24 protein-coding genes are annotated in these 24,384 nt (G+C 62.5%); 8 read left to right on the plus strand and 16 right to left on the minus strand.

The genetic code is table 11. The annotated features are described in order from the left end of the window. Positions 1–2: 2 nt before the first annotated feature. From AB4O23_RS14145 to ctlX, 5 genes are all read right to left on the minus strand, one after another. On the minus strand, positions 3–716 hold the full coding sequence (locus AB4O23_RS14145) for an ABC transporter permease (RefSeq protein ID WP_460063659.1): 714 nt from the start codon (positions 714–716) through the stop codon (positions 3–5). Beyond that, on the minus strand, positions 713–1,414 hold the full coding sequence (locus AB4O23_RS14150) for an ABC transporter permease (protein WP_017527029.1): 702 nt from the start codon (positions 1,412–1,414) through the stop codon (positions 713–715). Before AB4O23_RS14150 ends, AB4O23_RS14145 begins: the two co-directional genes overlap by 4 nt. A 169-nt stretch (positions 1,415–1,583) precedes the next feature. Continuing rightward, positions 1,584–2,363 (minus strand): ABC transporter substrate-binding protein, encoded by a 780-nt coding sequence (locus AB4O23_RS14155; RefSeq protein WP_017527030.1) that lies wholly within the window; start codon positions 2,361–2,363, stop codon positions 1,584–1,586. A 258-nt stretch (positions 2,364–2,621) separates the two neighbouring features. Then, a complete protein-coding gene (locus tag AB4O23_RS14160) occupies positions 2,622–3,668 on the minus strand; it encodes an ornithine cyclodeaminase (protein WP_065877564.1) in 1,047 nt (348 codons plus the stop codon). An 11-nt stretch (positions 3,669–3,679) separates the two neighbouring features. After that, the gene (ctlX, locus tag AB4O23_RS14165; RefSeq protein WP_223496584.1) at positions 3,680–4,606 is read right to left on the minus strand and encodes a citrulline utilization hydrolase CtlX; all 927 of its coding nucleotides are present in this window, start codon (positions 4,604–4,606) and stop codon (positions 3,680–3,682) included. Between the two features lie 223 nt (positions 4,607–4,829). Between ctlX and AB4O23_RS14170 the strand changes: the two genes are divergently transcribed. Then, positions 4,830–5,714 carry a GNAT family acetyltransferase gene (locus AB4O23_RS14170; protein WP_083221593.1) on the plus strand — a complete coding sequence of 295 codons (885 nt, stop codon included), beginning with the start codon at positions 4,830–4,832 and terminating at the stop codon, positions 5,712–5,714. A 66-nt stretch (positions 5,715–5,780) separates the two neighbouring features. Here the strand turns inward: AB4O23_RS14170 and AB4O23_RS14175 are convergent, their stop codons facing one another. The 5 genes from AB4O23_RS14175 to AB4O23_RS14195 all read right to left on the minus strand — a co-directional run bounded on the left by AB4O23_RS14175 (position 5,781) and on the right by AB4O23_RS14195 (position 11,819). Next, complete coding sequence (locus AB4O23_RS14175) at positions 5,781–6,800, minus strand: branched-chain amino acid aminotransferase (protein ID WP_017527033.1); 1,020 nt, start codon at positions 6,798–6,800, stop codon at positions 5,781–5,783. Between the two features lie 82 nt (positions 6,801–6,882). Then, entirely contained in the window at positions 6,883–8,262 is a 1,380-nt protein-coding gene (lpdA, locus tag AB4O23_RS14180) for a dihydrolipoyl dehydrogenase (protein WP_068937417.1), read from the minus strand. A gap of 4 nt (positions 8,263–8,266) precedes the next feature. Further along, complete coding sequence (locus AB4O23_RS14185; RefSeq protein WP_065877558.1) at positions 8,267–9,523, minus strand: dihydrolipoamide acetyltransferase family protein; 1,257 nt, start codon at positions 9,521–9,523, stop codon at positions 8,267–8,269. Further along, on the minus strand, positions 9,524–10,582 hold the full coding sequence (locus AB4O23_RS14190; protein WP_016978112.1) for an alpha-ketoacid dehydrogenase subunit beta: 1,059 nt from the start codon (positions 10,580–10,582) through the stop codon (positions 9,524–9,526). A 1-nt stretch (position 10,583) separates the two neighbouring features. Continuing rightward, entirely contained in the window at positions 10,584–11,819 is a 1,236-nt protein-coding gene (locus AB4O23_RS14195; protein WP_017527036.1) for a 3-methyl-2-oxobutanoate dehydrogenase (2-methylpropanoyl-transferring) subunit alpha, read from the minus strand. A gap of 194 nt (positions 11,820–12,013) precedes the next feature. Here AB4O23_RS14195 and bkdR point away from each other — a divergent pair, with 194 nt between their 5' ends. After that, positions 12,014–12,502 (plus strand): Bkd operon transcriptional regulator BkdR, encoded by a 489-nt coding sequence (bkdR, locus tag AB4O23_RS14200; protein ID WP_003174877.1) that lies wholly within the window; start codon positions 12,014–12,016, stop codon positions 12,500–12,502. Between the two features lie 54 nt (positions 12,503–12,556). Here bkdR and AB4O23_RS14205 read toward each other — a convergent pair whose 3' ends face one another. Then, positions 12,557–13,420, minus strand: a complete 864-nt coding sequence (locus AB4O23_RS14205) for an MBL fold metallo-hydrolase (RefSeq protein ID WP_460147119.1) — start codon at positions 13,418–13,420, stop codon at positions 12,557–12,559. Between the two features lie 94 nt (positions 13,421–13,514). Between AB4O23_RS14205 and AB4O23_RS14210 the strand changes: the two genes are divergently transcribed. From AB4O23_RS14210 to AB4O23_RS14235, 6 genes are all read left to right on the plus strand, one after another. Beyond that, on the plus strand, positions 13,515–13,850 hold the full coding sequence (locus AB4O23_RS14210) for an ArsR/SmtB family transcription factor (RefSeq protein ID WP_017527038.1): 336 nt from the start codon (positions 13,515–13,517) through the stop codon (positions 13,848–13,850). 51 nt (positions 13,851–13,901) lie between these two features. Beyond that, positions 13,902–15,146: an NAD(P)/FAD-dependent oxidoreductase gene (locus AB4O23_RS14215; protein WP_065877556.1), complete on the plus strand. Its 1,245-nt coding sequence runs from the start codon at positions 13,902–13,904 to the stop codon at positions 15,144–15,146. Continuing rightward, positions 15,147–15,959, plus strand: a complete 813-nt coding sequence (locus AB4O23_RS14220; RefSeq protein WP_017527040.1) for a sulfite exporter TauE/SafE family protein — start codon at positions 15,147–15,149, stop codon at positions 15,957–15,959. A 157-nt stretch (positions 15,960–16,116) separates the two neighbouring features. After that, positions 16,117–17,292 (plus strand): porin, encoded by a 1,176-nt coding sequence (locus AB4O23_RS14225; RefSeq protein ID WP_065877554.1) that lies wholly within the window; start codon positions 16,117–16,119, stop codon positions 17,290–17,292. Positions 17,293–17,464: 172 nt separating this feature from the next. Further along, on the plus strand, positions 17,465–18,610 hold the full coding sequence (nosP, locus tag AB4O23_RS14230; protein WP_116077787.1) for a nitric oxide-sensing protein NosP: 1,146 nt from the start codon (positions 17,465–17,467) through the stop codon (positions 18,608–18,610). After that, positions 18,552–20,495 (plus strand): PAS domain-containing hybrid sensor histidine kinase/response regulator, encoded by a 1,944-nt coding sequence (locus AB4O23_RS14235; RefSeq protein WP_017527044.1) that lies wholly within the window; start codon positions 18,552–18,554, stop codon positions 20,493–20,495. The genes nosP and AB4O23_RS14235 overlap by 59 nt, the downstream gene beginning before the upstream one ends. Positions 20,496–20,541: 46 nt before the next feature. Here AB4O23_RS14235 and AB4O23_RS14240 read toward each other — a convergent pair whose 3' ends face one another. From AB4O23_RS14240 to AB4O23_RS14260, 5 genes are all read right to left on the minus strand, one after another. Further along, positions 20,542–21,207, minus strand: coding sequence for a response regulator transcription factor (locus tag AB4O23_RS14240; RefSeq protein WP_017527045.1), 666 nt, complete (start codon positions 21,205–21,207; stop codon positions 20,542–20,544). 27 nt (positions 21,208–21,234) lie between these two features. Continuing rightward, positions 21,235–21,774 (minus strand): PQQ-dependent catabolism-associated CXXCW motif protein, encoded by a 540-nt coding sequence (locus tag AB4O23_RS14245; RefSeq protein ID WP_068937420.1) that lies wholly within the window; start codon positions 21,772–21,774, stop codon positions 21,235–21,237. Between the two features lie 107 nt (positions 21,775–21,881). Beyond that, on the minus strand, positions 21,882–22,673 hold the full coding sequence (locus AB4O23_RS14250) for an ABC transporter permease (RefSeq protein WP_065877546.1): 792 nt from the start codon (positions 22,671–22,673) through the stop codon (positions 21,882–21,884). After that, a complete protein-coding gene (locus AB4O23_RS14255; RefSeq protein ID WP_065877544.1) occupies positions 22,670–23,410 on the minus strand; it encodes an ABC transporter ATP-binding protein in 741 nt (246 codons plus the stop codon). The genes AB4O23_RS14250 and AB4O23_RS14255 overlap by 4 nt, the downstream gene beginning before the upstream one ends. Next, positions 23,407–24,366, minus strand: a complete 960-nt coding sequence (locus AB4O23_RS14260; protein ID WP_017527049.1) for a YVTN family beta-propeller repeat protein — start codon at positions 24,364–24,366, stop codon at positions 23,407–23,409. Before AB4O23_RS14260 ends, AB4O23_RS14255 begins: the two co-directional genes overlap by 4 nt. Positions 24,367–24,384: the final 18 nt, after the last annotated feature.

A 24,384-nucleotide genomic window follows, 5' to 3' on the forward strand; every position in this document is an offset into this window, starting at 1 on the left:
GGTTAGCCTCGGGTAGGAACAAGAAAACGCATCCAGCGACGTTCGGCCAGTCGAAACAGGCCCACCAGTGCAAAGGACAGCAGCATGTACAGCAGGGCCGCGATACCGAAGGCCTGGAAGGTCAGGAAGGTTTCGGCATTGGCGTCGCGGGCCACTTTGAGAATGTCGGCGACCGTGGCGGTGAACGCCAGCGACGTGGCGTGCAGCATCAGGATCATTTCGTTGCTGTAGGCCGGCAACGCACGGCGCAAGGCCGCCGGAACCACCACAAACAGATTCAGCCGCCAGCCGTGCAGGCCATAGGCGCGCGCGGCTTCGATCTCGCCGTGGGGAATATTGCGGATAGCGCCGGCGAAGATTTCCACGGTGTAGGCGCAGGTGTTGAGCACAAAGGCCAGCAGGGTGCAGTTCAATGCATTGCGGAAAAATTGATTGAGCAGGGCGTTGTCCTGCACCACCTCCAGGCTGTACAGCCCGGTGTAGCAAATCAGCAGTTGGATATACAACGGCGTGCCACGGAACAGGTAGGTGTACATCTCGACCGGCCAGCGCAGCCAGAAATGCGCCGAGACCCGGGCCAGTGCCAACGGGATCGACAGAAAAAAGCCGAGTACCACCGAGACAATGAACAGCCATAGCGTCATGGCCACGCCGGATAACCCCGCGCCATCGCTGAACACGTAGTCCAGGCCGTATTGCTGGAACAGTTCGATCATCGCGCCATCCCCTTGATGCCGAGGTTGTAGCGCCGTTCGAGGCGCTTGAAGATGCGGTTGGAGAGGGTGGTGATCACCAGGTACACCAGGCCTGCGAGGATCAGGAAGTACAGCGGCTCGCTGGTGGTCTTGCCGGCGTTTTGCGCGGCCTTTACCAGGTCCGACAGGCCGATGATCGAAACCAGCGCCGTGGACTTGAGCAGCACCAGCCAGTTATTGCCCAGACCCGGCAGCGCAAAGCGCATCAATTGCGGGAATAGCACCAGATGGAAACGCTGCCAGCGGCTCAGGCCGTAGGCGGTGGCGGCTTCCAGTTGGCCGGCCGGCACGCTGAGGATCGCGCCACGGAAGTTCTCGGTGAAATATGCCCCGTAGATAAAGCCCAGGGTGATCACCCCAGCGGTGAAGGGGTCGATTTCGAAGTAGTCCCAGCCGAAGGTTTCGGTCAGGTCGTTCAGCCACAGTTGCAGGCTGTAGAAAATCAGCAGGATCAGCACCAGGTCCGGCACGCTGCGGATCAGCGTGGTGTACAGCGTGGCCGGTATGCGCAGCCATTTGGCGCTGGACAGCTTCGCGCCGGCGGCAATCAGGCCCAGGGCGAGGCTCAGGGCCAGTGCGAGGAACGCCAGCTTGAGCGTCATCCAGGCACCCTGGGCCAGCATCGGGCCGTAGCCGTGCAGGTTGAGAAAGTCGTTCATCGGAAGAATCTCTGAAGGGCGCAGACATACCCTTGTGGGAGAGGCTTTTGGGGGAGGGGGCTTGCTCCCGATAGCGGTGGGTCAGTCAATACATGTGCCGACTGGCGCGCCCTCATCGGGAGCAAGCCCCCTCCCACATAAGCCATCTCACACAGGGGATTGTGATGGCTTACTCGTGGTAGATGTCTTGGTCGCCGAAGTACTTTTGCTGGATCTGCGCATAAGTGCCATCGGCCTGCACGGCAGCGATGCCCTTGTTGATCAGCGCACGCAGTTCCTGATCGTTCTTGCGCAGGCCCATGGCGATGTCCAGGGGCAGGGTCGGGTCCTTGAAGGCCGGGCCGGTCTTGAAGTCGGCGCCTTCAGGCTTGGACAGGAAGTTGAGCTGCGCTTCGAGCTTGTCGGTCAGGGTGGCGTCGAGGCGCCCGTTCTGCAGGTCGGCGTAGTTCTGGTCCTGGGACTGGTACGCCTTGACCTGGGCACCGAGCCTGGTCAACTGCGCGCGGGCATAGGCTTCCTGCAGCGAGCCTTGCAGCACGCCGACCTGCTTGCCCTTGAGCGATTGCGGGGTGTCGCCGAAGTCGGCATTTTTGCGGGTGATCACCGAAGTCGGGCTGAGGAACAGGCGGTCGGTGAAGTCGATCTGTTTTTCGCGGGCCGGGGTCACGGCCATCGACGACATGATGGCGTCGAACTTACGCGCGCGCAGTGCCGGGATCATGCCGTCGAATTCGTTGTGCACCCAGGTGCATTTCACTTCGAGCTTGGCGCAGATCGCATTGCCTAATTCGATATCGAAGCCTTGCAGGCTGCCGTCGGCGGCGACGGATTCGAAGGGAGGGTATTCGGGGAACACGCCGAAGCGGATTTCTTTCCATTCCTGGGCGTGGGCGGCGGTGGCGCACAGTGGCAACAGCAACGCAGCGATGAGTGATCGCAATGGGGTCATGGTGTAGTCCCTATATTTTGTAATTGATGTCAGGGCAGTAGAAAAAGGTGCGGCTTGCATGCATTGGGTGACGCTTTGGTCGGGCTCAGAATGCTTCATGATGGTGCGTTTTTTGTGTCGTTTACCCCGTGCGCAAAGGGCAAATTGCGCTGTTAAAAAGCGCAATGCAGCGGAATCGGCTGCCGCACGCGCTAAATCGGCTTTTTACTCGTCGAAATCTGACCTGGCCTGGGCGCAAAGCGGCAGGCCAGAGCGGTCTCAGGCGCGCTTTTTGTGCTGTACGCCGGGCTGTTGGGCCAGGCGTGCGAACAGGTCCTTGGGGTCGGCGAGGTCAGGCACCAGCTCCAGCTCGCGGCCTACATCCAGGGCCTGGGCCACGTCCAACACGTAACGCAGGGCCGAGTAGTCTTCGATGGCAAAGCCCACCGAGTCGAACAGCGTGACCTGGCGTGCGTTTTCGCGGCCGGGTTGCTGGCCGTTGATCACTTGCCACAGTTCGGTCACCGGTGAGTCTGGCGGCATGTGTTGGATCTCACCTTCGATGCGGCTTTGCGGTTCGTACTCGACGATCACCCGGGCGCGCTCGACGATGCGGCGGTCCAGCTCGGTCTTGCCCGGGCAGTCGCCGCCCACGGCGTTGAGGTGCATGCCCGGCTCGATCATCTCGTTGGTGAGGATGGTGGCGTAGGCCTTGTCGGCGGTCACGGTGGTGACGATGTCCGCGCCTTTGACCGCTTCGGCCACGCTGGCGGCCAGGATCACCTTGATCGCCGGGAACGCCTTGAGGTTGGCCGCCAGCTTGGCGGTGGCCTTGGCGTCGATATCGAACAGGCGAATTTCATTGATGCCGAGCATGGCGTGGAAGGCCAGGGCCTGGAATTCGCTTTGGGAGCCGTTGCCGATCAACGCCATGCTGCGGCTGTTGTCGCGGGCCAGGTAGCGCGCCACCAGCGCCGAGGTGGCGGCGGTGCGGATGGCGGTGGTCAGGGTCATTTCCGCCAGCAGTACGGGTTTACCGGTGTCGACATCGCCCAGGGCGCCAAAGGCCATGACGGTGAGCATGCCGGCCAGGGTGTTTTTCGGGTGACCGTTAACGTATTTGAACGCGTACAGCGACGCGTCGGACACCGGCATCAGCTCGATCACGCCCTCCGGCGAGTGGTTGGCCAGACGTGCGCATTTTTCGAAATCCTGCCAGCGCAGGTAGTCGGCGTGGATGTATTCGGCCATCTCGCTGATGCAGGTTTGCAAGCCTTTTTGCGAGACCAGGTAGCTGAGGTCGTTTACGTCGATATAGCGGGTCATGGCAAGACTCCTTATTGAAATGAGGCGCGGGCGGGCAGATGGACTTCCGCCAGCATGCAGCGGGCACTGCCGCCGCCGATGCGTTCGATGTTGTCGATGTTCACCACCACCGGTCGCGTATGGCGTTCCACGTGTTGACGCTGGGCCGGTTGCAACGCGCCCCAGGCACTCGCGGACATCACCAGCAGCGGCTGGCCGTCGCGGTCATGCACTTCGAGCATGTTGCCGGCGAAGGCTTCCAACTGGTCGAAGTCCAGCGCGACGATGTCCTTGCCGGTGTCGCGCAGGGAGCGTTCCAGGGCCTGGCGTTCACCTTCCTCGGGCAGGGCTTGCAGGCACACCACCGAGAGGTCGCGGCCCACGCTCATCATCACGTTGCTGTGGTAGATCGGCGTGCGGTGACGGTCGACCGCGTGGAATACACACAGTTGGTAGTCGAGGCGTTCGGCGAATTGGCGCAGGGCGTCCTGATGAGTGCGCCCGGAGTGGCAGGCGTAGCTGATGCGGTGCTGGCGGTCGAGCACCATGCTGCCGGTGCCCTCGAGGAAGATGTTCTGCTGTTCCAGATGGCTGAGGTCAATGGTGTGCTTGACCGTAAAACGTTGCTCCAACACTTGCAGCACACCTTTGTTGCGCTCCAATCGTCGGTTCTGGCCTTCCATCGGGTACAGCACCAGGCTGCCGTCGGCGTGGCTGCTCCACCAGTTGTTGGGGAAGATCGAGTCGGGCGTGTGGGGCGCCGGGGTGTCTTGCACCACCAGCACTTCCACGCCGTGCCGGCGCAGGGTCGCGACATACCCGTCGAACTCTTCCAGCGCTTTGTGCTGTGCGTTGAGCGGGTCCAGGGGCTGGCGCTGGAAACGGTTGTTGATCGCGGTGTCCGGGTTGAAGGCAAAGCGCGCCGGGCGAATCATCAGGACGGTGTTGGTGGTTTGCATGGGGGCACGGGTCCATGGGGGATCTTGTGCCGCTATTTTGGGCGCTGTACGGGGTGAATCCCGGCTGAAACAACGCAGCGGTTCAGCCGGGAAAGCTGAAAAGGTGGGTGCGGCAGCCGAATCGGCTGCAGGATTGAAATAGGGTCACACTGTGGGAGGGGGCTTGCTCCCTCCCACATTGGTATTGTGGTGTTTGTCATAGTCGTGTCAGGCAGGAGGAATCATGTCTACCGCCGTTCGTCTCGCTCAGCCCACCGATGCCGAAGGCATCAGCCAGGTCATATTAGCGGCCCTGCACAGCAGCAATGCGCGGGATTACCCGGCGGATGTGATCGCTCGAGTGGCGAGCAACTTCACCGCCGACGCTGTGCTGGAACTACTCAAGCGCCGCGTCGTGCTGGTGGCGGTCCAGGCTCAATTGATTGTCGCCACGGCGGCCCTTGAGGCGAACGTGGTGCGCTCGGTGTTCGTCAACCCGGCGCTGCAAGGGCAGGGCATTGGTCGCCTGCTGATGCTCGAGATTGAGGTGCGCGCCCGTGAAGCCGGGGTAACGGTGCTGAGCGTGCCGGCCTCGCTGACCGCCGAGCCGTTCTATACCAAGCTGGGGTTTCACACCGTGCGCGACGTCTACCACGGCAACGAGCGCACGCTGGTGATGGAAAAGACGCTGCTGTCGCGCCACCCCATCGGGCCGTATCGCGACCGTCAACACCGCACACAGGTGGTCGCGCTATGGCAGCAAGCATTTGGCTATGACACCGCGCACAACCTGCCGAGCCTGGCGATCGATAAGAAGCTGGCGGTCAATGATGGGTTGTTCTTCGTCGCGACGGATAAAAAAACGGTGATCGGCACAATTCTCGCCGGCTATGACGGCCATCGAGGCTGGCTGTATTCGGTGGCGGTGCACGCTGACTATCAGCGCCATGGCCTGGGTTCGTCGTTGGTGCGGCATGCGGAACAGGCGTTGGCGGCACTGGGCTGCATGAAGATCAACCTGCAGATCACCGGCGGCAATGACGCAGTGGCAGGGTTCTATGAGGCGCTGGGGTATGCGGTGGAGCCGAGGATCAGTATGGGCAAGAAGATTGCGGCGAATATTCCCTGAACCCAAGGCGGGCCCCATGTGGGAGGGGTGTAGCCCCCTCCCACAGGGTATTGCAGGGTGGCTGGATTAGACTTTTACGATCCAACCCGCTGGCGCTTCAACATCGCCGGTCTGCACGCCGGTCAGCTCTTTGTAGAGCTTCTGGGTGAGCGGGCCCACTTCGGTTTCGCTGTGGAACACGTGCAGCTGGCCGTTGTACTGGATGCCGCCGATCGGCGAGATCACCGCAGCGGTGCCGCAGGCGCCCGCTTCTTTGAAGTCGGACAGCTTGTCAATGAACACTTCGCCCTCGACCACTTCCAGGCCCAGGCGGGTCTGGGCCAGTTCGATCAGCGACAGGCGGGTGATGCCTGGCAGCACCGAAGGCGACTTCGGCGTGATGAACTTATTGTCGTGGGTGATCCCGAAGAAGTTGGCCGAGCCGACTTCTTCGATCTTCGAGTGGGTCATCGGGTCCAGGTAGATCGCGTCGGCGAACCCGGATTTTTTCGCTTCCGAGCCCGGCATCAGGCTGGCGGCGTAGTTGCCGCCGACTTTCGCGGCACCGGTGCCTTGCGGCGCGGCGCGGTCGAACGTGGAGATCTGGAAGTTGTGTGGCACCAGGCCGCCCTTGAAGTAGGCGCCAACCGGGATGCAGAACACCGAGAAGATGAACTCCGGCGCGGTACGCACGCCAATGTTGTCACCGGTGCCGATCACGAACGGGCGCAGGTACAGCGCGCCGCCGCTGCCGTACGGCGGGATGAATCGCTCGTTGGCCTTGACCACTTGTTTGCAGGCTTCGATGAAGTCCTCGGTGGGCACGTGCGGCATCAGCAGGCGGGCGCAGCTGCGCTGCATGCGCGCGGCGTTCTGGTCCGGACGGAACAGGTTGATCGAGCCGTCCTTGCAGCGGTAGGCCTTGAGGCCTTCGAAGCACTGCTGGCCATAGTGCAGGGCGGTGGAGCCCTCGCTGATGTGCAGCACGTTGTCGTCGGTCAGGGTGCCAGCTTGCCATTCGCCGTTTTTCCAGGTCTGGAGAAACCGCTTGTCGGTCTTGATGTAGTCAAAACCCAGCTTGTCCCAATTGATGCTTTCGTTACCCATGACACCCTCTATCTCTGGTCAAGTCGGATTTTTTCTGAATGGGCGCAACAATACTGCATTAGCCGGTGCCTTAGCACCCCCTTCAAAGGTGCAACGCGTGCCCCAATGCCCGCAGCGCAGCTTCCTGTACCGCCTCACCCAAGGTTGGATGGGCATGGATGGTGCCGGCCACGTCTTCCAGGCGCGAACCCATTTCCAGGCTCAGGCCAAACGCGGTGGACAGTTCCGACACGCCCACGCCCACCGCTTGCCAGCCGACGATCAGGTGGTTGTCACGTCGCGCCACTACCCGCACGAAGCCGGTTTTCGACTCCAGGGTCATGGCCCGGCCATTGGCGGCGAACGGAAAGCTCGACACGATGCAGTCCAGGCCGGCCGCCTTGGCCTCGTCCGGGGTCTTGCCGACCACCACCAGTTCCGGGTCGGTAAAGCACACCGCCGGGATGGCCGCCGGGTTGAATTCGCGGTGTTGACCGCTGATCAGTTCGGCCACCATTTCACCCTGGGCCATGGCCCGGTGCGCCAGCATCGGCTCGCCGCTCAGGTCGCCAATGGCATACACATTGCGCATGCTGGTCTGGCAACGGCTGTCGATCTTGATCGCCGCGCCGTGCATGTCCAGGTTCAGCGCTTCGAGGTTCCAGCCCTGGGTGTTGGGTTTGCGACCAACGGCCACCAGCACTTGATCCGTTTCCAGCGACAAGGTGTCGCCATTCGGGTCACGCACTTGCAGGCAGTGGTCGGCAAAGCCGATGACGCTGTGCTTGAGGTACAGCTTGACGCCCAGTTGCTTGAGGGATTCGCCGACCGGCTGCGTCAGTTCGGCGTCGTAGGCCGGCAGGATGCGATCCTGCGCCTCGACCACACTGACCTCGGCGCCGAGTTTGCGGTAGGCAATCCCCAGCTCCAGGCCGATATACCCGCCGCCCACCACGATCAGGCGCTTGGGCACGCGAGTCGGCGCCAGGGCTTCGGTGGACGAGATGATCGGCCCGCCAATCGGCAGCATCGGCAGGTTGACGCTGGTCGAGCCGGTGGCCAGCAGCAGGTGTTCGCACTGGATACGCTGGTCGCCGACATCGACGGTCTTGCCGTCGACCACCTTGGCCCAGCCGTGGATCACCTGCACTTTGTGCTTCTTGAGCAGCGCGGCGACGCCGGTGGTCAGGCGGTCGACGATGCCGTCCTTCCATTCCACGCTCTTGCGGATGTCCAGGGTCGGTACATCCACTTCGATACCCAGCGGCGAGCCCTGGCTGTGGTGCACGCTCTGCTGGAACTGCTCGGCCACGTGGATCAAGGCCTTGGACGGAATGCAGCCGATGTTCAGGCAGGTGCCGCCCAGCGCCTGGCCTTCCACCAGAACGGTCGGGATGCCCAGCTGGCCTGCGCGGATCGCCGCCACATAACCGCCGGGGCCGCCGCCGATAATCAGCAGCGTTGTTTGCAATGTCTGGGTCATGCCCTTACTCCAGGAACAGGCTGGCGGGTTGTTCGAGCAGGCCGCGAATGGCCTGGATGAATTGCGCCGCGTCCATGCCGTCGACCACGCGGTGATCGAACGAGCTGGAGAGGTTCATCATCTTGCGCACCACGATCTGGCCCTTGATCACCATGGGCCGCTCAACGATGCGGTTAACCCCGACAATCGCCACTTCCGGCAGGTTCAGCACCGGCGTGCTGACGATACCGCCCAGGGCGCCGAGGCTCGTCAAGGTAATGCTCGAGCCCGACAGCTCGTCACGACTGGCCTTGCCGTTGCGCGCGGCCGTGGCCAGGCGTGCGATTTCCTCGGCATTGCCCCACAGGCTGCGCGCCTCGGCGTGACGCACCACCGGTACCATCAGGCCCACATCGCTCTGGGTGGCGACGCCCACATGCACCGCGCCGAGGCGGGTGATGATCTGGGCTTCGTCGTCGTAACGCGCGTTGATCTGCGGGAAGTCGCGCAACGCCACGACCATGGCGCGCACGATGAACGGCAGCAGGGTCAGCTTGCCGCGCGTAGTGCCGTGTTTTTCGTTGAGGTGTACACGCAACTCGTCCAGCGCGGTGACGTCGATCTCTTCCACATAGCTGAAATGCGCGGCCCGCCGGGTGGCGTCCTGCATGCGCTGGGCGATCTTGCGGCGCATGCCGATCACCGGGATCTGTTGTTCGTCGTTGCGTTCGGCGTAGGGGTTGGCCGCTGTTGATGGCCTGGACGAGCCTTGTTGCAGGTACGCCTCGAGGTCTTCATGCAGAACCCGGCCCGCCGGGCCGGTGCCTTGCACCAGGCGCAGTTGAATGCCCGCGTCCAGCGCATGTTTGCGCACCGCCGGAGAGGCCAGCGGACGTTCATCGGCTGCACGGGCCGCTGGCGCCTGAGCGGTCACCGCGACCGGCGCTGGTTTGCTTTCGACCGGTGCCGGCCTGGCTTCAGGCACAGGCGCTGCCTTCGGCGGCTCAGCCACTGTCGGCGCGTCCTTGGCGTTACCAGCGCCTTCCACTTCAATGCTGATCAAAATACTGCCCACGGCCATGACCTCGCCCGGCTCGCCGCCGAGGGAAATCACCTTGCCGTGCACCGGCGAGGGGATGTCCACCATCGCCTTGTCGGTCATTACATCCGCCAGCACCTGGTCTTCGACGACCAGGTCGCCGACCTTCACATGCCACTGCGACAATTCAACTTCCGCGATGCCTTCGCCGATGTCCGGCATCTTGATAACGTGCGTGCCCATTCAGACCTCCATGACCCGTTTCAACGCCGCGCCCACTCGGGACGGCCCTGGGAAATACGCCCATTCCTGCGCGTGCGGGTAGGGCGTGTCCCAGCCGGTGACGCGTTCGATCGGGGCTTCCAGGTGGTGGAAGCAATGCTCCTGCACCAGCGACACCAGCTCGGCGCCAAAGCCGCAGGTGCGGGTAGCTTCGTGCACCACCACGCAGCGGCCGGTCTTTTTGACTGACTTGACGATGGTCTCCAGGTCCAGCGGCCACAGGCTGCGCAGGTCGATGACTTCGGCGTCGATGCCGGTTTCCTCGGCGGCGACTTGCGACACATACACCGTGGTGCCGTAGGTCAGCACCGTCACGGCCGAACCCGGACGCACGATGGCGGCCACGTCCAGCGGCACGGTGTAGTAACCGTCCGGCACTTGCGCTTGGGGGTGTTTCGACCACGGCGTTACCGGGCGGTCGTGATGGCCGTCGAACGGGCCGTTGTACAGGCGCTTGGGCTCCAGGAAGATCACCGGGTCATCGTTTTCGATGGATGCGATCAGCAAACCCTTGGCGTCATAAGGGTTGGACGGCATCACCGTGCGCAGGCCGCAGACCTGGGTAAACACCGCTTCGATACTCTGGCTGTGGGTCTGCCCGCCATAGATGCCGCCGCCGCAGGGCATGCGCATGGTCAGCGGCGCGGTGAACTGGCCGGCCGAGCGATAACGCAGGCGCGCGGCTTCGGAGATGATCTGGTCGGTGGCGGGGTAGACGTAGTCGGCAAACTGGATTTCCGCGACCGGTCGCAGGCCGTAGGCGCCCATGCCCACGGCCACGCCGATGATGCCGCTCTCGGAAATCGGTGCGTCGAATACCCGCGAGCTGCCGTACTTGGTCTGCAAGCCTTCGGTGCAGCGGAATACGCCGCCGAAATAACCGACGTCCTGGCCGAACACCACCACGTTGTCGTCGCGTTCGAGCATCACGTCCATGGCCGAGCGCAGCGCCTGGATCATGGTCATGGTGGTAGTGGTCATGGCGGTTTCCACTTCAATGCTGTTGTTGTGATCGTTCATGTCAGACCCCCAACTCTTGACGCTGGCGCTTCAAGTGCTCCGGCATCTCTTTGTAAACGTCCTCGAACATGGTCGCGGCGCTTGGAATCTGGCCGCCGGCGAGAGTGCCGTATTGTTCGGCTTGTTTTTGCGCGGCGATCACTTCGGCTTCCAGTTCGGCACTGACCGCCGCGTGTTCCTCTTCGGACCACTGGCCAATCTTGATCAAGTGCTGCTTGAGGCGCGCAATCGGGTCGCCCAGCGGGAAGTGGCTCCAGTCGTCGGCGGGGCGATATTTGGACGGGTCATCGGACGTGGAATGCGGGCCGGCGCGGTAGGTGACCCATTCGATCAGGGTGGGGCCGAGGTTGCGGCGCGCACGTTCGGCGGCCCAGGCGGAGGCGGCGTATACGGCGATAAAGTCGTTGCCGTCCACGCGCAGCGAGGCGATGCCGCAACCGACGCCGCGTCCGGCGAAGGTGGTGGCTTCACCGCCGGCGATGGCCTGGAAGGTGGAGATCGCCCATTGGTTGTTGACCACGTTGAGAATCACCGGCGCCCGGTACACGTGGGCAAAGGTGAGGGCGGTGTGGAAGTCGGATTCGGCGGTGGCGCCGTCGCCGATCCAGGCCGAGGCGATCTTGGTGTCGCCCTTGATCGCCGAGGCCATGCCCCAGCCCACGCCCTGTACGAATTGAGTGGCGAGGTTGCCGGAAATGGTGAAAAACCCCGCGTCCTTCACCGAATACATGATCGGCAACTGGCGGCCCTTGAGCGGGTCGCGCTCGTTGGACAGCAACTGGCAGATCAGGTCCACCAGCGGCACTTCTCGGGCCATCAGGATGCTTTGCTGGCGGTAGGTGGGGAAGCACATGTCGTCGATGTTCAAGGCCAGGGCCTGGGCGCTGCCGATGGCTTCTTCGCCAAGGCTTTGCATGTAGAACGACATTTTTTTCTGACGCTGGGCGACCACCATGCGGTTGTCGAAGATGCGCGTCTTGAGCATGGCGCGCATGCCCTTGCGCAGGATGTCGGCGGGAACGCCTTCGGCCCACGGGCCCAGGGCCTGGCCCTGGTCGTCGAGTACACGGATCAGGCCCTTGGCCAGGTCGGCGGTGTCGGCGGGTTCTACGTCGATGGCGGGTTTGCGCACCAGGCCCGCGTCGGTCAGGCGCAGGTAGGTAAAGTCGGTCTTGCAGCCTGGTCGGCCCGAGGGTTCGGGAACGTGCAGGCGCAATGGTGCATACGGCTGGTTCATGGCTTCTACGCTCGATCTTGTGAATTTCTTGTAGTGGGCGCGCTAGCTGACAGTCAGTCTTCGGGTAGAAGAAATCTTGTCCTACAACAATCATAGGCGGGGCGCAGAAGAATATTTATCTGTGTTTCGTTGCGCTGGGGCTCATTTGCGGATAAAAAAACTGCATAAACATAATAAACAGGTGATTTTGTCTCATGCGCAAACTGGACCGTACCGATATCGGCATTCTCAACGCCCTGCAGGAGAATGCACGGATCACCAACGCCGACCTGGCCCGCTCGGTCAACCTGTCGCCCACGCCGTGCTTTAACCGGGTGAAGGCAATGGAAGAACTCGGCTTGATTCGCGAGCAGGTAACCTTGCTCGACGCCGACCTGCTGGGGCTGCACGTCAACGTGTTTATCCACGTGAGCCTGGAAAAGCAGAACGAGCTGGCACTGCAGCAGTTCGAAGGGGCGATCTCGGACCGACCCGAGGTGATGGAGTGCTACCTGATGGCCGGCGACCCGGATTACCTGATCCGGGTGCTGGTGCCGACGATCCAGTCGCTGGAGCGCTTCATGATGGATTTTTTGACCAAGGTGCCGGGTGTCGCCAACATCCGCTCGAGCTTTGCGCTCAAGCAAGTACGCTACAAAACCGCGTTGCCGCTGCCGGCGAATGGCATCAGCCTCGGTTCTTGAATTAACACAGGACAGAATGTGGGAGGGGGTCCCCCCACATTGTTTAATCGCATTTCATAGTTGGTTGAGTGGGATCTTCAGGTAGGTCACGCCGTTCTCTTCCGCCGGCGGCATATTCCCCGCCCGCACATTCACCTGGATCGCCGGCAGCAGTAATGTCGGCATGCCCAACCCGGCATCGCGCTGGGTGCGCATCGCCACGAACGCCGCCTCATCCACGCCGTCATGCACATGGATATTCCCCGCGCGCTGCTCGGCCACGGTGGTCAGGCATTTGGCTTCGCGACCTTCAGGCGGGTAGTCATGGCATACGTACAGTTGGGTGTGCGGTGGGAAGGCCAGCAACCTGCGCATCGACGCATACAACTGCCGCGCATCGCCGCCGGGGAAGTCGCAGCGGGCGGTGCCCACGTCGGGCATGAACAGCGTGTCACCCACCAGGATCAAGCGGTCGTCGATCAGGTAGGCCATGTCTGCCGGGGTATGCCCCGGTACATGCAGCGCCTGGGCTTTTATCGCGCCGATATGAAAGATTTCATCCGGCGCGAACAAATGATCGAACTGCGAGCCATCGGCGCGAAATTCAGGCTCCAGGTTGAACAGGTGCTTGAACACGTCCTGTACCTGGCTGATGCACTGGCCAATGGCGATCTTGCCGCCCAGCGTGCGGCGCAGATACGGCGCGGCCGACAGATGGTCAGCATGGGCGTGGGTCTCCAGCAGCCACTGCACCTGCAAACCGTGCTCGCGGACAAAGGCGATGACCTTGTCGACCTGGCGCGTGTCGGTGCGCCCGGATGCCGGGTCGTAGTTGAGCACCGAGTCGACAATGGCGCAGGGGCCGCCGTCCGCTGCATAGACGACGTAGGTGTAGGTCGACGACGCCTCGTCCAAAAAGGAATGAATCAACGCTGACATGACGGCTACCCCTGCTGCTGAAAAAAGTGATTACAATCACTTTACATTTACACATAATGTTTCGAGCTTAAGTGACGCAAAGGACCCGAGGCAAATGGAATCTACTCTGAGTGAAGGCGAAGTTGCCCAGTTGCGCGCATCGGCGTCCAAGGCCTGTGCCTTGCTCAAGGCCCTGGCCAATGAGGATCGCTTGTTGATCCTGTGCCAACTCACCCAGGGCGAGCGCAACGTCGGTGAGTTGGAAACCATGACCGGCGTGCGCCAGCCCACGCTGTCACAGCAGTTGGGCATCTTGCGTGATGAAGGGTTGGTCGCCACCCGTCGGGAAGGCAAATACATCTTCTACGGGTTGGCCAGCCACGAAGTGATTCAAGTGATGAAGACCCTGTCCGGCCTGTACTGCGGCGCGGTGATAAAAAGTTGGGCGTGACGCCATACGGCAGCGACCCTTGTGTGCATTGACGATAAAAGGCAATAGACCATGACCGACCAACACTGGGGCCCAACCATCAGTGGCGATATCGTCGTCATCGGCGGCGGTTCGGCAGGCATCGGCCTGCTGGCCAGCCTGCTCAAGCGCGACCCGCACCTGAATATCACCCTTGTCGAACCCAGCGATCATCACTGTTACCAACCGGCCTGGACCCTGGTCGGCGGTGGCGTCTACGACATTAAAAAGACCCGTCGCCCCCTGGCGGACGTGCTGCCCAACGGTGTCACCTGGGTGCAGGCGGCCGTCACTGAGCTGCTGCCGGACGAACACACCCTGGTACTCGACAGCGGCCAGCGCGTCACCTGGAACAACCTGATCGTCTGCCCCGGCCTGCGCCTGGCCTGGGAAAAAATCGAAGGCCTGGAAAACACCCTGGGCCAGCACGGCGTCACCTCCAACTACCGCTACGAACACGCGGCCTACACCTGGCAATTGGTGCGGCAGCTCAAGGGCGGCAAGGCGATCTTTACCCAGCCGGCGATGCCGATCAAATGCGCCGGTGCGCCGCAAAAGGCCATGTACCTGTCTTGCGACCATTGGCTCAAGCAGGGCAACCTCAAGCACATCGACGTGGAATTCAACCTGGCTGGCGCAGCGTTGTTCGGCGTGGCGACCTTTGTGCCGCCGCTGATGAACTACGTAGCAAAATACAACGCGCGCCTGGCCTTCAATGCCAACCTGGTAAAGGTCGACGGCCCGGCACGCAAGGCCTGGTTTGAAGTGAAGGACGCCGAGGGCAATGTCACCGTCGAGGAAAAATCCTTCGACCTGTTGCACGTTGTTCCCCCGCAGGTCTCCCCGGACTTTATCCGCCACAGCCCACTGGCCGATGCTGCCGGCTGGTGCGAAGTGAACCCCCACAGCTTGCAACACCTGCGCTACCCGCACATTTTCGGCCTGGGCGATGTGTGCGGCACCACCAATGCCAAGACCGCCGCCGCCGTGCGCAAACAGATCGTAGTGGTTGCCGAAAACCTGCTGGCCCTGCGCAAGCAGGCGCCGCTGCCGCTCAAGTACGACGGCTACGGTTCCTGCCCGCTGACGGTAGAGAAGGGCAAGGTGGTACTGGCCGAGTTCGGCTACGGCGGCAAACTGCTGCCGACGTTCCCCCTCGACGCTACCAAGGCGCGGCGTTCGATGTGGTTCCTCAAGGCCACGCTGCTGCCGTGGTTCTACTGGAACGGCATGCTCAAGGGGCGCGAGTGGCTGACCCGCTTGAGCAAGGTGGACTGAATGCTGCTGGCCAGTGTGTTGGGGTTGTTGATGGGCCTGGTCATGGGCCTTACCGGCGCGGGTGGCGGCATCCTCGGCGTGCCGGCGTTGGTGCTGGGCCTGGGCTTGAGCATGACCCAGGCCGCGCCGGTGTCGTTGCTGGCGGTGGGCGCGGCGGCGGCCGTCGGTGCGATTGATGGCTTGCGCCACGGCCTGGTGCGTTACCGCGCCGCGCTGCTGATCGCCTTGCTCGGCGCACTGTTTTCGCCGTTGGGAGTGTTTGTCGCCCATCAACTGCCGGAGCCGTTGCTGATGGGCCTGTTCAGTGCGCTGATGGTGCTGGTGGCCTGGCGCATGTTGCAGCGGGAAAAAGTCGACGCCGGGCCGAGCGACCATGGCGCCGCGTCCTGGGGCCAGAAGAACTGCATGCTCAACCAGCAGACCGGGCGCCTGGCCTGGACCGCCAAATGCAGCGCCACCCTGGCTGCGCTCGGCGCCGTGACCGGCGCGGTGTCCGGTTTGCTTGGCGTGGGCGGCGGTTTTCTGATCGTGCCAGCGTTCAAGCAGCTCACCGATGTACAGATGCGCGGCATCGTCGCCACGTCGCTGATGGTCATCAGCCTGATTTCGCTGATCGGCGTGGCGGGGGCGTTGCATGCCGGCGTGCGCATCGAACCGGTCGGGTGGATGTTCATCGGCGCCAGCATCGTCGGCATGCTGGTCGGCCGACGCCTGTGTTCGGTGATCCCCGCGCGTGCCTTGCAGGTGGGGTTTGCCGGCCTCTGTGTACTGGTTGCCGTGGGCATGTTGGCCAAGGCCGGTCTTACGCATTAAGTGCCGGGCCTGCGAGCGGGCCCGTCTTACGCCAGAATTGCCGGGCACCCGCTGCCCGCCCAAAGCACCTTCAAACCACGGCCAAGGCAGCGTAGTCCGTGGCCTGGCGCCTTTCGATAATCGCCTCCGACATCAAGTCCCCGTTGCGGAGCGCGTTATGCATAACAATAAAAATGTCCCCCTGCGTCTGTTACCTGCGTTTATCGTCGGCCTGAGCCTCAGCCCGTGGGCTGGCGCCGAAATCATGCTGTACGACAAGGACGAAACCACCTTTTCCACCGACGGCTACATCAACGCTTTCTACGTCAACAGCGATGTGGACCGCGCCGGCGACCAGTACGACCGCCGTCAATCCCGCGTGAAGATGGGCTTTCTGCCCAACTACCTGGGCTTCAACATGAGCAAGCAGGTCGACGACCTCAAGCTCGGCGCCCGCGCCTCGTTCTGGGTCACCATCAACGACAGCGAAACCAACGGCACCGACACCGCCATCGACGTGCGCCAGTTCTACGGCACCGTGGCCAACCCCGAGTGGGGCGAAGTGCTGATCGGCAAGGACTTCGGCCTGTTCGCCCGCTCCAACATCCTGCTCGATGAACTGCTCGCCGGTTACGGCCAGGTCAGCGACAGCCTCGGCCTGGTGGACGGCGGCGGAGTGTCGTTCGGCAATATCGGCAGCGGTTACCCGTACCCGTTCCCCACCTCGCAGATCACCTATCGCACTCCGGTGATGGACGGCCTGCGCGTGGCCGTCGGCATCATGGACCCGGTCGACACCAACGACAGCAGCGCCGTGGGCAAGGCCTACCAGGAGAACCCGCGCACCGAAAGCGAGGTCACCTACCAGTTCGACCTGGGCGGGGCGAAGATCTACAGTTGGCTCAACGGCAGCTACCAGACCTCCGATAACACCGACTCCTCCGTGGCCTCGGTCACCTCCAAGGGCCTGGGTTATGGCGTGCAAGCCAAAATGGGCGGCTTGTCGCTGACCGGTTCCGGCTTCCAGGCCAAGGGCATCAACCCGTTCTTCACCAACAATGCCGGGGAAGCCACCCTGCGTAATGTGGACAGCAACGGCTACCTGGTGCAGGGCTCGTACAAACTGGGCAAGAACCGCCTGGCGCTGTCCTACGGTAAAACAAAGGATGACGGCAACGGCGTGGTGGGCAGTGGCGCGGATTATGAGACGCGCGGGGTTGCGCTGTTTCATGACGTGAACGACAACCTGAAGCTGGTGGCCGAGTACAACCAGTTCCAGATCAAGGGGCATGACACCAGCGCCCAGAATGAAGACACCGATACCTTCGCCGTTGGTGCTGTCTTGACTTGGTAATGCGGTTAACTGTGGGAGGGGCGGTGCGACGATTCGACTTGCCCCTCCCACATTTTGATCTCCATCAGTCTTGAGAGAGTCATCCCATCGCATCCCCCTACCCAGTACACAAGTAGCATAGGTCCCGCCCCCCAGCCCTTTGTACACTCATGCCTCAGAGGGGGAACCAACGATGCATAACAGTGAAGGCGTAGTCAGCGCCATGTCCCAGGCCACCGACGCGGGGCAGGCGGCTGAGGAGTTGGCCCGCCAACTGCTGCACCCCTACCTGGGGTTTGTGCTGTTTTTCTGTTCGGCTTCCTACGATTTGCAGGCGTTGGGCCAGGCCTTGCAGCAGTGTTTCGGCAATGTGCGCGTGGTGGGTTGCACCAGCGCCGGCGAGATCACGCCCCAAGGCTACGGCCGCAATTGCATTACCGCGATGGGTTTCAACCACGCGCATTTTTCCATCGCCACCGAGCTGATCGACCAGGTCGAGCACTTCAGCCTGATCGACGCCCAGCACATGGTCGAACGGCTGGTCGGCGGCTGCCGCAGCAATACCCTGGCCCCCATCAAAGGCAACACGTTTGCCCTGACCCTGCTCGATGGCCTGTCCAGCCGCGAAGAGATGGTGCTCGCCGCCCTCAGCGCCGCCCTTGGCGATATCCCGCACTTTGGCGGCTCGGCTGGCGACGACAACTTCCTCACCCACACCCACGTCTACTTCAACGGCGCCTTTCACAGCGGCGCGGCGGTGGTGGTGCTGGTCAATACCTGGCTGGATTTCGAAGTGTTCACCACCCACCACATCCTGCCGCGTGCCGAAAAACTGGTGGTGACCGGTGCCGACAGCCCCTCGCGCCGGGTCTACGAGCTCAACGCCGAACCCGCCGCCGAAGAATACGCGCGGCATATCGGCGTGGCGGTGGCCGACCTCGACCATCGGGTCTTTGCCGCTCACCCGCTGGCGGTGCGCATCCATGACCAGTACTACGTGCGCGCCATCCAGCAGGTGCATGAAGACCTCAGCTTGAGTTTCTACTGCGCCGTGGAAAACGGCATCGTGCTGACCGTGATGAAGCCCGGCCCGATCCTGCCCAACCTGGACAGCCTGTTCGACGGCCTGCAGTCGCGCCTCGGCGAACTCTTGCTGACCATCGGCTGCGACTGCTTCCTGCGCCGCCTGGAATTGGAAGACGCCGGCAACCTGGAACAGATCGGCAGTTTCCTGCAAGCCAAACGGGTGATGGGCTTCAACACCTACGGAGAACAGTTCAATGGCATGCATATCAACCAGACCTTCACCGGGGTCGCCATTGCCAGAGGCCGGCGCTGAACTGCTCGCCCAGGTTGCCCAGCTGCAACAGGACAACCACAAGCTGGCCCGGATCAACGCCGCGCTGATCGAACGCATCGAGTCCGGCATGAGCCAGGGCAATAACCCGTACACCACCTTCCAGCATTCGGTGGTGCTGGCCGAGCAAGTGCGCGAACGTACCGATGCGCTGAACCAGGCGATGGCCGAACTCAAGGCCAGCAACCACCTGCTGATCAACGCCCGGCTGCGCGCCGAAACCCTGCGCGGCGAACAAGTGGCGGCGCAGAAAGCCCAGGAAAGCGAGCGCTGGATTCGCCTGATCACCGATAACGTACCGGCGCTGATCGGCTACCTGAATGCCGACCTGGTCTATGAGTTCACCAATAAAGTCTACGAAGAATGGTACTGCTGGCCGCGCGGCATGATGCTCGGCCAGAGCCTGCGCGAAGTGCACAGCGAACAGCACTGCCAGCGCCTGGACGCCTACGTCGCCCGCGCCCTGGCCGGGGAGAGCGTGACCTTCGAATTCGCCGAGACCAATATCAATAACCAGGAACGCTACATGCTGCGCTCCTACGTGCCGAACATGCTGGCCAGTGGCGAAGTGGTGGGGATCTTTGTGTTGATCCGCGACATCACCGAACGCCGCCGCACCGCTGAAGCGCTGCATCAGGCCTATCAGCACCTGGAACAGCGCGTCGCCCAGCGCACCTCGGAACTCACGGCGCTCAATGACCAATTGCTCAAGGAAATCGACGAGCGCCGGCGTATGGAAAGCCGCCTGCGCGAGGCCAAGCTGGAGGCTGAACAGGCCAACCTGTCAAAAACCAAGTTCCTCGCGGCCGTCAGCCACGACCTGCTGCAACCGCTCAACGCCGCACGGCTGTTCACCAGCGCCTTGTTGGAGCGCCCGAGTGAAAAACTGGTGCGCAACGTGAGCAATTCCCTGGAAGACGTGGAAAACCTGCTGGGCACCCTGGTGGATATTTCCAAGCTGGACGCCGGGGTGATCAAGGCCGATATCGCGCCGTTCGCCTTGAGCGAATTGCTCGATAACCTGGCCGTCGAGTACACCGAATTGGCCCGCAGCGAAGGGCTGGAGCTGCACTTCATCGGCTGTTCCGCGCTGGTGCGCAGCGACATCCAGCTATTGGCGCGGATCCTGCGCAACCTGCTGAGCAACGCGATTCGCTACACCTATCAAGGGCGCATTGTGCTGGGGTGTCGGCGCCAGCATCAGCGCTTGTCGATCCAGGTGTGGGACAGCGGCATGGGCATTGCCGAGGAGCGGCTGGAGGAGATTTTCCAGGAGTTCAAGCGCGGCGATGTGCAGCGCCCGGACCAGGATCGCGGCTTGGGCCTGGGGCTGGCGATTGTGGAAAAAATTGCCGGCATTCTGGGGCACCGCATCACAGTCAAATCCTGGCCGGGCAAGGGCTCGATGTTTGCAGTGGAGGTGCCGTTGAGCGCCACCGCGCCCAAGTCATTGCCCCTGCCGTGCATGAGCGAGGCGTTGCTGGAGCGCTTGCAGGGCGCCCGGGTGTGGGTGCTGGATAACGACGCGGCGATCTGCGCAGGCATGCGCACCTTGCTCGAAGGTTGGGGCTGCCAGGTCGTGACGGCGTTATCCGAAGAAGACCTGGCGCGACAGGTGGACAACTACCATGCCGAGGCGGATTTGCTGATTGCCGATTACCACCTCGATGACGACCAGAACGGCGTCGACGCCGTGGCCCGCATCAACGCCCGGCGCGCCAGCGCGATCCCGGCGATGATGATCACCGCCAACTACAGCAACGAGCTCAAACAGCAGATCCGCGAGTTGGGGCACACCTTGATGCACAAGCCGGTGCGGCCGATGAAGCTCAAAACCGCCATGAGCCACCTGCTCGGCCGTCCCTGACAAACACAAAACCAGTGTGGGAGGGGGCTGTGTGGTTGCTGTGGGCTCAGCGGCGCAGGTAGGAGCCGAAATCGATATCTCCGGCACTCAATATCGCCTGCACGCGGTTATGCACATTCAGCTTGCGCAAGATCGCCGATACATGGGCCTTTACCGTGGTTTCGGCAATTTCCAGGGTGTACGCGATCTGTTTGTTCGACTCGCCCTTGGTCATGCGTTCGAGCACCAGCAACTGCTTGCGCGTGAGGGCCTGCAATAGCTCGGGGGCGAAGCCCGGGTTTTCGTTGAGGCGCCTGTGGGTGCCGGTTTTCTGGGTGCGGATGATGTCGGGCGGCAAGTACACATTGCCGTTGAGAATCTGCTGGATCGCCTCGGTCATTTGCAGGCGTGGCGAGGACTTGGTGATAAAGCCCACCGCGCCATAGGTGATGGCTTGCAGCACGATCTGCTTGTCCTGCTCGGCCGAGACGATCACCACCGGGATGGTCGGTGCCTCGTTGCGCAGGTTGATCAAACCGTTGAGGCCGTGCATGCCGGGCATGTTCAGGTCCAGCAGGATCAAATCGAGGTCATCGTGTTCCTGGGTCAGGGCAAGCGCGCTGTCCAGGTCGGCGGTTTCCATCACCTCGCTGCCGGGGAAGCCGTCGCTGATGACGTTGTGGATCGCCTCGCGAAACAGCGGGTGATCGTCGGCAATCAAGATCTTGTACATGGCCGTTCACCTTCTTGTTGTGGTTTTTTATTGAAAGGGTTCGGGTGTCGCAGCCGTCACTGGCAGTTGTGCCGCTTCCCAGGCATCCAACCCGTCGCGATACCAATACACAGAGGTATAGCCCAGGTTGGCGGCACGTTTTACCGCGTTCCAACTCAGCCAGCAATCGGCGCGGCAATAGAACACCAGCGGGCGTGCGAGGTCGCCGTCGGTGAACTTATACAGGTGGCGCACGAAGTACCCCTGCCACTCGGGCGTGAGGTCGCCGTCGCCGGTGTTGGCCAGCCAGTGGCTGCCGGGCAGGTTGGCGTGGGGCTGGTCTTCGATGAAGCGACCTTGCAGCCATGGGCGGCGATACACGTCAATCAGCACCGGCGCCGGCGTTTGCTCGAGCAGGGTTTGCAGGGCCGGGGTGTCGACAACGGCCGCCCCCGGCAGTTGATCGGGCGTGGGGCTGCGGTACAGGCTGATGCGATAGCCGTCGGCGGAAAACAGCGGGGAGTCGGCCTGGGCGTTGACACAGAGCAGGCACAGTAACGCCAACAGAGGCAGTCGGGCAGGCAGCATGGCGGGTCAATCCTTATCGTTATGTCGCCATTACACGTGAGTCGCGCTGCCTTGGGAATGCGACGATAGACAGCAAAACCAGTACTAAAGTAGTAGTTTTGCCGCCCTCAGCCTTTTTTGCGCAGTGCCGCGTGCTGGGGGTTGAAGGTCAGCACCGCCAACAATGCGAACAACGCTGTCAGCCCCACGCACACCGCCATCGCCAGCCCGGCGAAGCGCTCATACAGGGCAAAGCGCACCAGTTCCACGGCGTGGGTAAACGGGTTGATCGCGCACAACCAGTACAACCCTTCGCTGGAGTCGCGCATCTTCCACAGCGGGTACAGCGCCGACGACAGGAAAAACAGCGGGAAGATCACGAAGTTCATCACGCCGGCAAAGTTCTCCAATTGGCGAATCGCATTCGACAGCAACAAGCCCAGGGCGCTGAGCATCAACGCCACCAGCAGCAACGCGGGCAGGGCGATCAACAGCCCCATGGCCGGCGGGCGCACGCCGTAAACCCAGGCAATGGCGAGGAACGCATACACCTGCAACAGCGAGATCAACGCAGTGGCCAATAGTTTGCTGCACAGCAAAAACGTGCGCGGCAGCGGGCTGGTCAACAGCACGCGCATGCTGCCCATCTCGCGGTCGTAGACCATCGACAGCGAGCCCTGCATGCCGTTGAACAGCAGGATCATGCAGGCCAGGCCGGGGATGATGTAGACCTCATAGGGGATGTAGGTGTCGTAGGGCTCGATCACCGAGATGCCCAGGGCCGCGCGGAACCCGGCGGCAAACACCACCAGCCACAACAGCGGGCGCACCAGCGCGCTGAGAAACCGCGTGCGCTGCAACACAAAGCGCAGCCATTCGCGCAGCACGATGCCGCGCAGGCACTGCCAATAAGCGTTCATGCCGTGGCCCCCGCAATGGCGGGGCGCGTCAGCCGGGCGAACAGGCTGCCCAGGTCATCGCCCTGTTGTTGAGTGAGCACATCGACTTGCCCGCTGGCCACCAAGCGGCCCTGATGCAGAACCATCAGTGCGTCGCTGGCCTGCACCTCATCCAGCAAGTGGGTGGTCCACAGCACGCTGATGCCGTGTTCGGCGCACAGGCTGCGCACGTGCCGGTTCAGGGCCAGGCGGCTGGCGGGGTCGAGGCCGACGCTTGCTTCGTCGAGCAGCAGCACGCGCGGCGCGTGCAGCAACGCGCGGGCAATTTCCACACGGCGCCGGTGCCCGCCGTTGAGTTCGCGAACCTTTTCGCGGCGTCGCTCAGTGAGGGCCTGGCGCGCCAGTTCGGCTTCGACCCGCGTGTTGGCCTGGCGTCGCGACAAACCATGCAGCGCGGCGTGGTAACGCAGGTTCTGCTCCACGCTCAAGTCCAGGTCCAGGGTGCTTTGCTGGAACACCACGCCCAACTGGGTGAGGGCGGCGCGCGGTGCCTCGCGCAGGGAATGCCCGCTCACGCGAATGTCGCCCGACTGCAGGTCATACAGCCGGGTCAGCAGGGCGATCAAGGTCGATTTGCCGGCGCCATTGGCGCCCAGCAACGCCGCAAATTGCCCGGCTGCGAGGCTGAAACCCACCTCGTTCAAGGCCTGGCGCGAGCCATAGGCGAAACTCAGCGCGCTGACCTCCAGGGCGCTCATGGCGTTACCACCACGCCCCAGGGGTAGCGCCCGACTTTTACCGACTTGATCACCTTGAGGCTGTCCACATCGATCACCGACACATCACCGCTCACGCCGTTGGTGGCCAGCAGTTGTTTCTGGTCCGGGGTAAACGCCATCTGCCAAACGCGGCGGCCCACCAGCAGGTAGTCGAGGATCTCGAAAGTCTTGGCGTCGATCACCGCCACATGGTTGGCCGGGCCGAGGGCGACAAAGCCGTATTTGCCGTCGGCGCTGAGTTTGATGCCCACCGGTTGCACCTTGTCCGGGTGGACGCCCTTGATCTTGAACGTCAGGGTCTTGAGAACCGCGCGGCTGGCCACGTCGAGAATGGTCACGGTGCCGCCGATTTCCGCCGAGGCCCACAGCTGCGAGCCATCGCTGTTGAATTCGACAAACCGTGGGCGCTGATCCACCAGGGTGCTGTCGGCCAGGGTCTGGGTGCTGGTGTCGATCCAGTGCAGCATGTTCGTGGTTTCGCTGGTGTTCACCGCCCATTTGCCGTCCGGGCTCACCGCCATGCCCTCGGGCTCGACGCCGACGTTGATCTGGCCGAGCACCTTGGACGTCTCGGTGTCGATCACCGTGACCAGCGCATCGTCTTCGTTGGACACATACAACCAGCGGTTATTGGGGTGCAGGGCGAACTGCTCGGGGTCTTTGCCGGAGGGCAGCTCCTTGATGATCTTGCGCGTGGCCACGTCCATCACCTGCACCCGGTCCGAGTCGCTGGCGCAGATGTACAGCAGCTTGTTGTCATGGGACAGCAGCAGGCCCCGCGGGCGCTGGCCGACCTTGAGCGTGTCGGTGACTTGCAGGGTCTGCAGGTCGATCAGGCTCAGGCTGTTGTCTTTTTCATTGGAGACCCAGGCGGTACTGGCCACGGCGTGCCCGGCGGCAAGCAGCAGGGCGCATGAGAGCAGGGTGCGGCGCATGGCGGATTCCTTATTATT

The sequence above is a fragment of the Pseudomonas sp. H2_A10 genome (genome assembly GCF_054680085.1).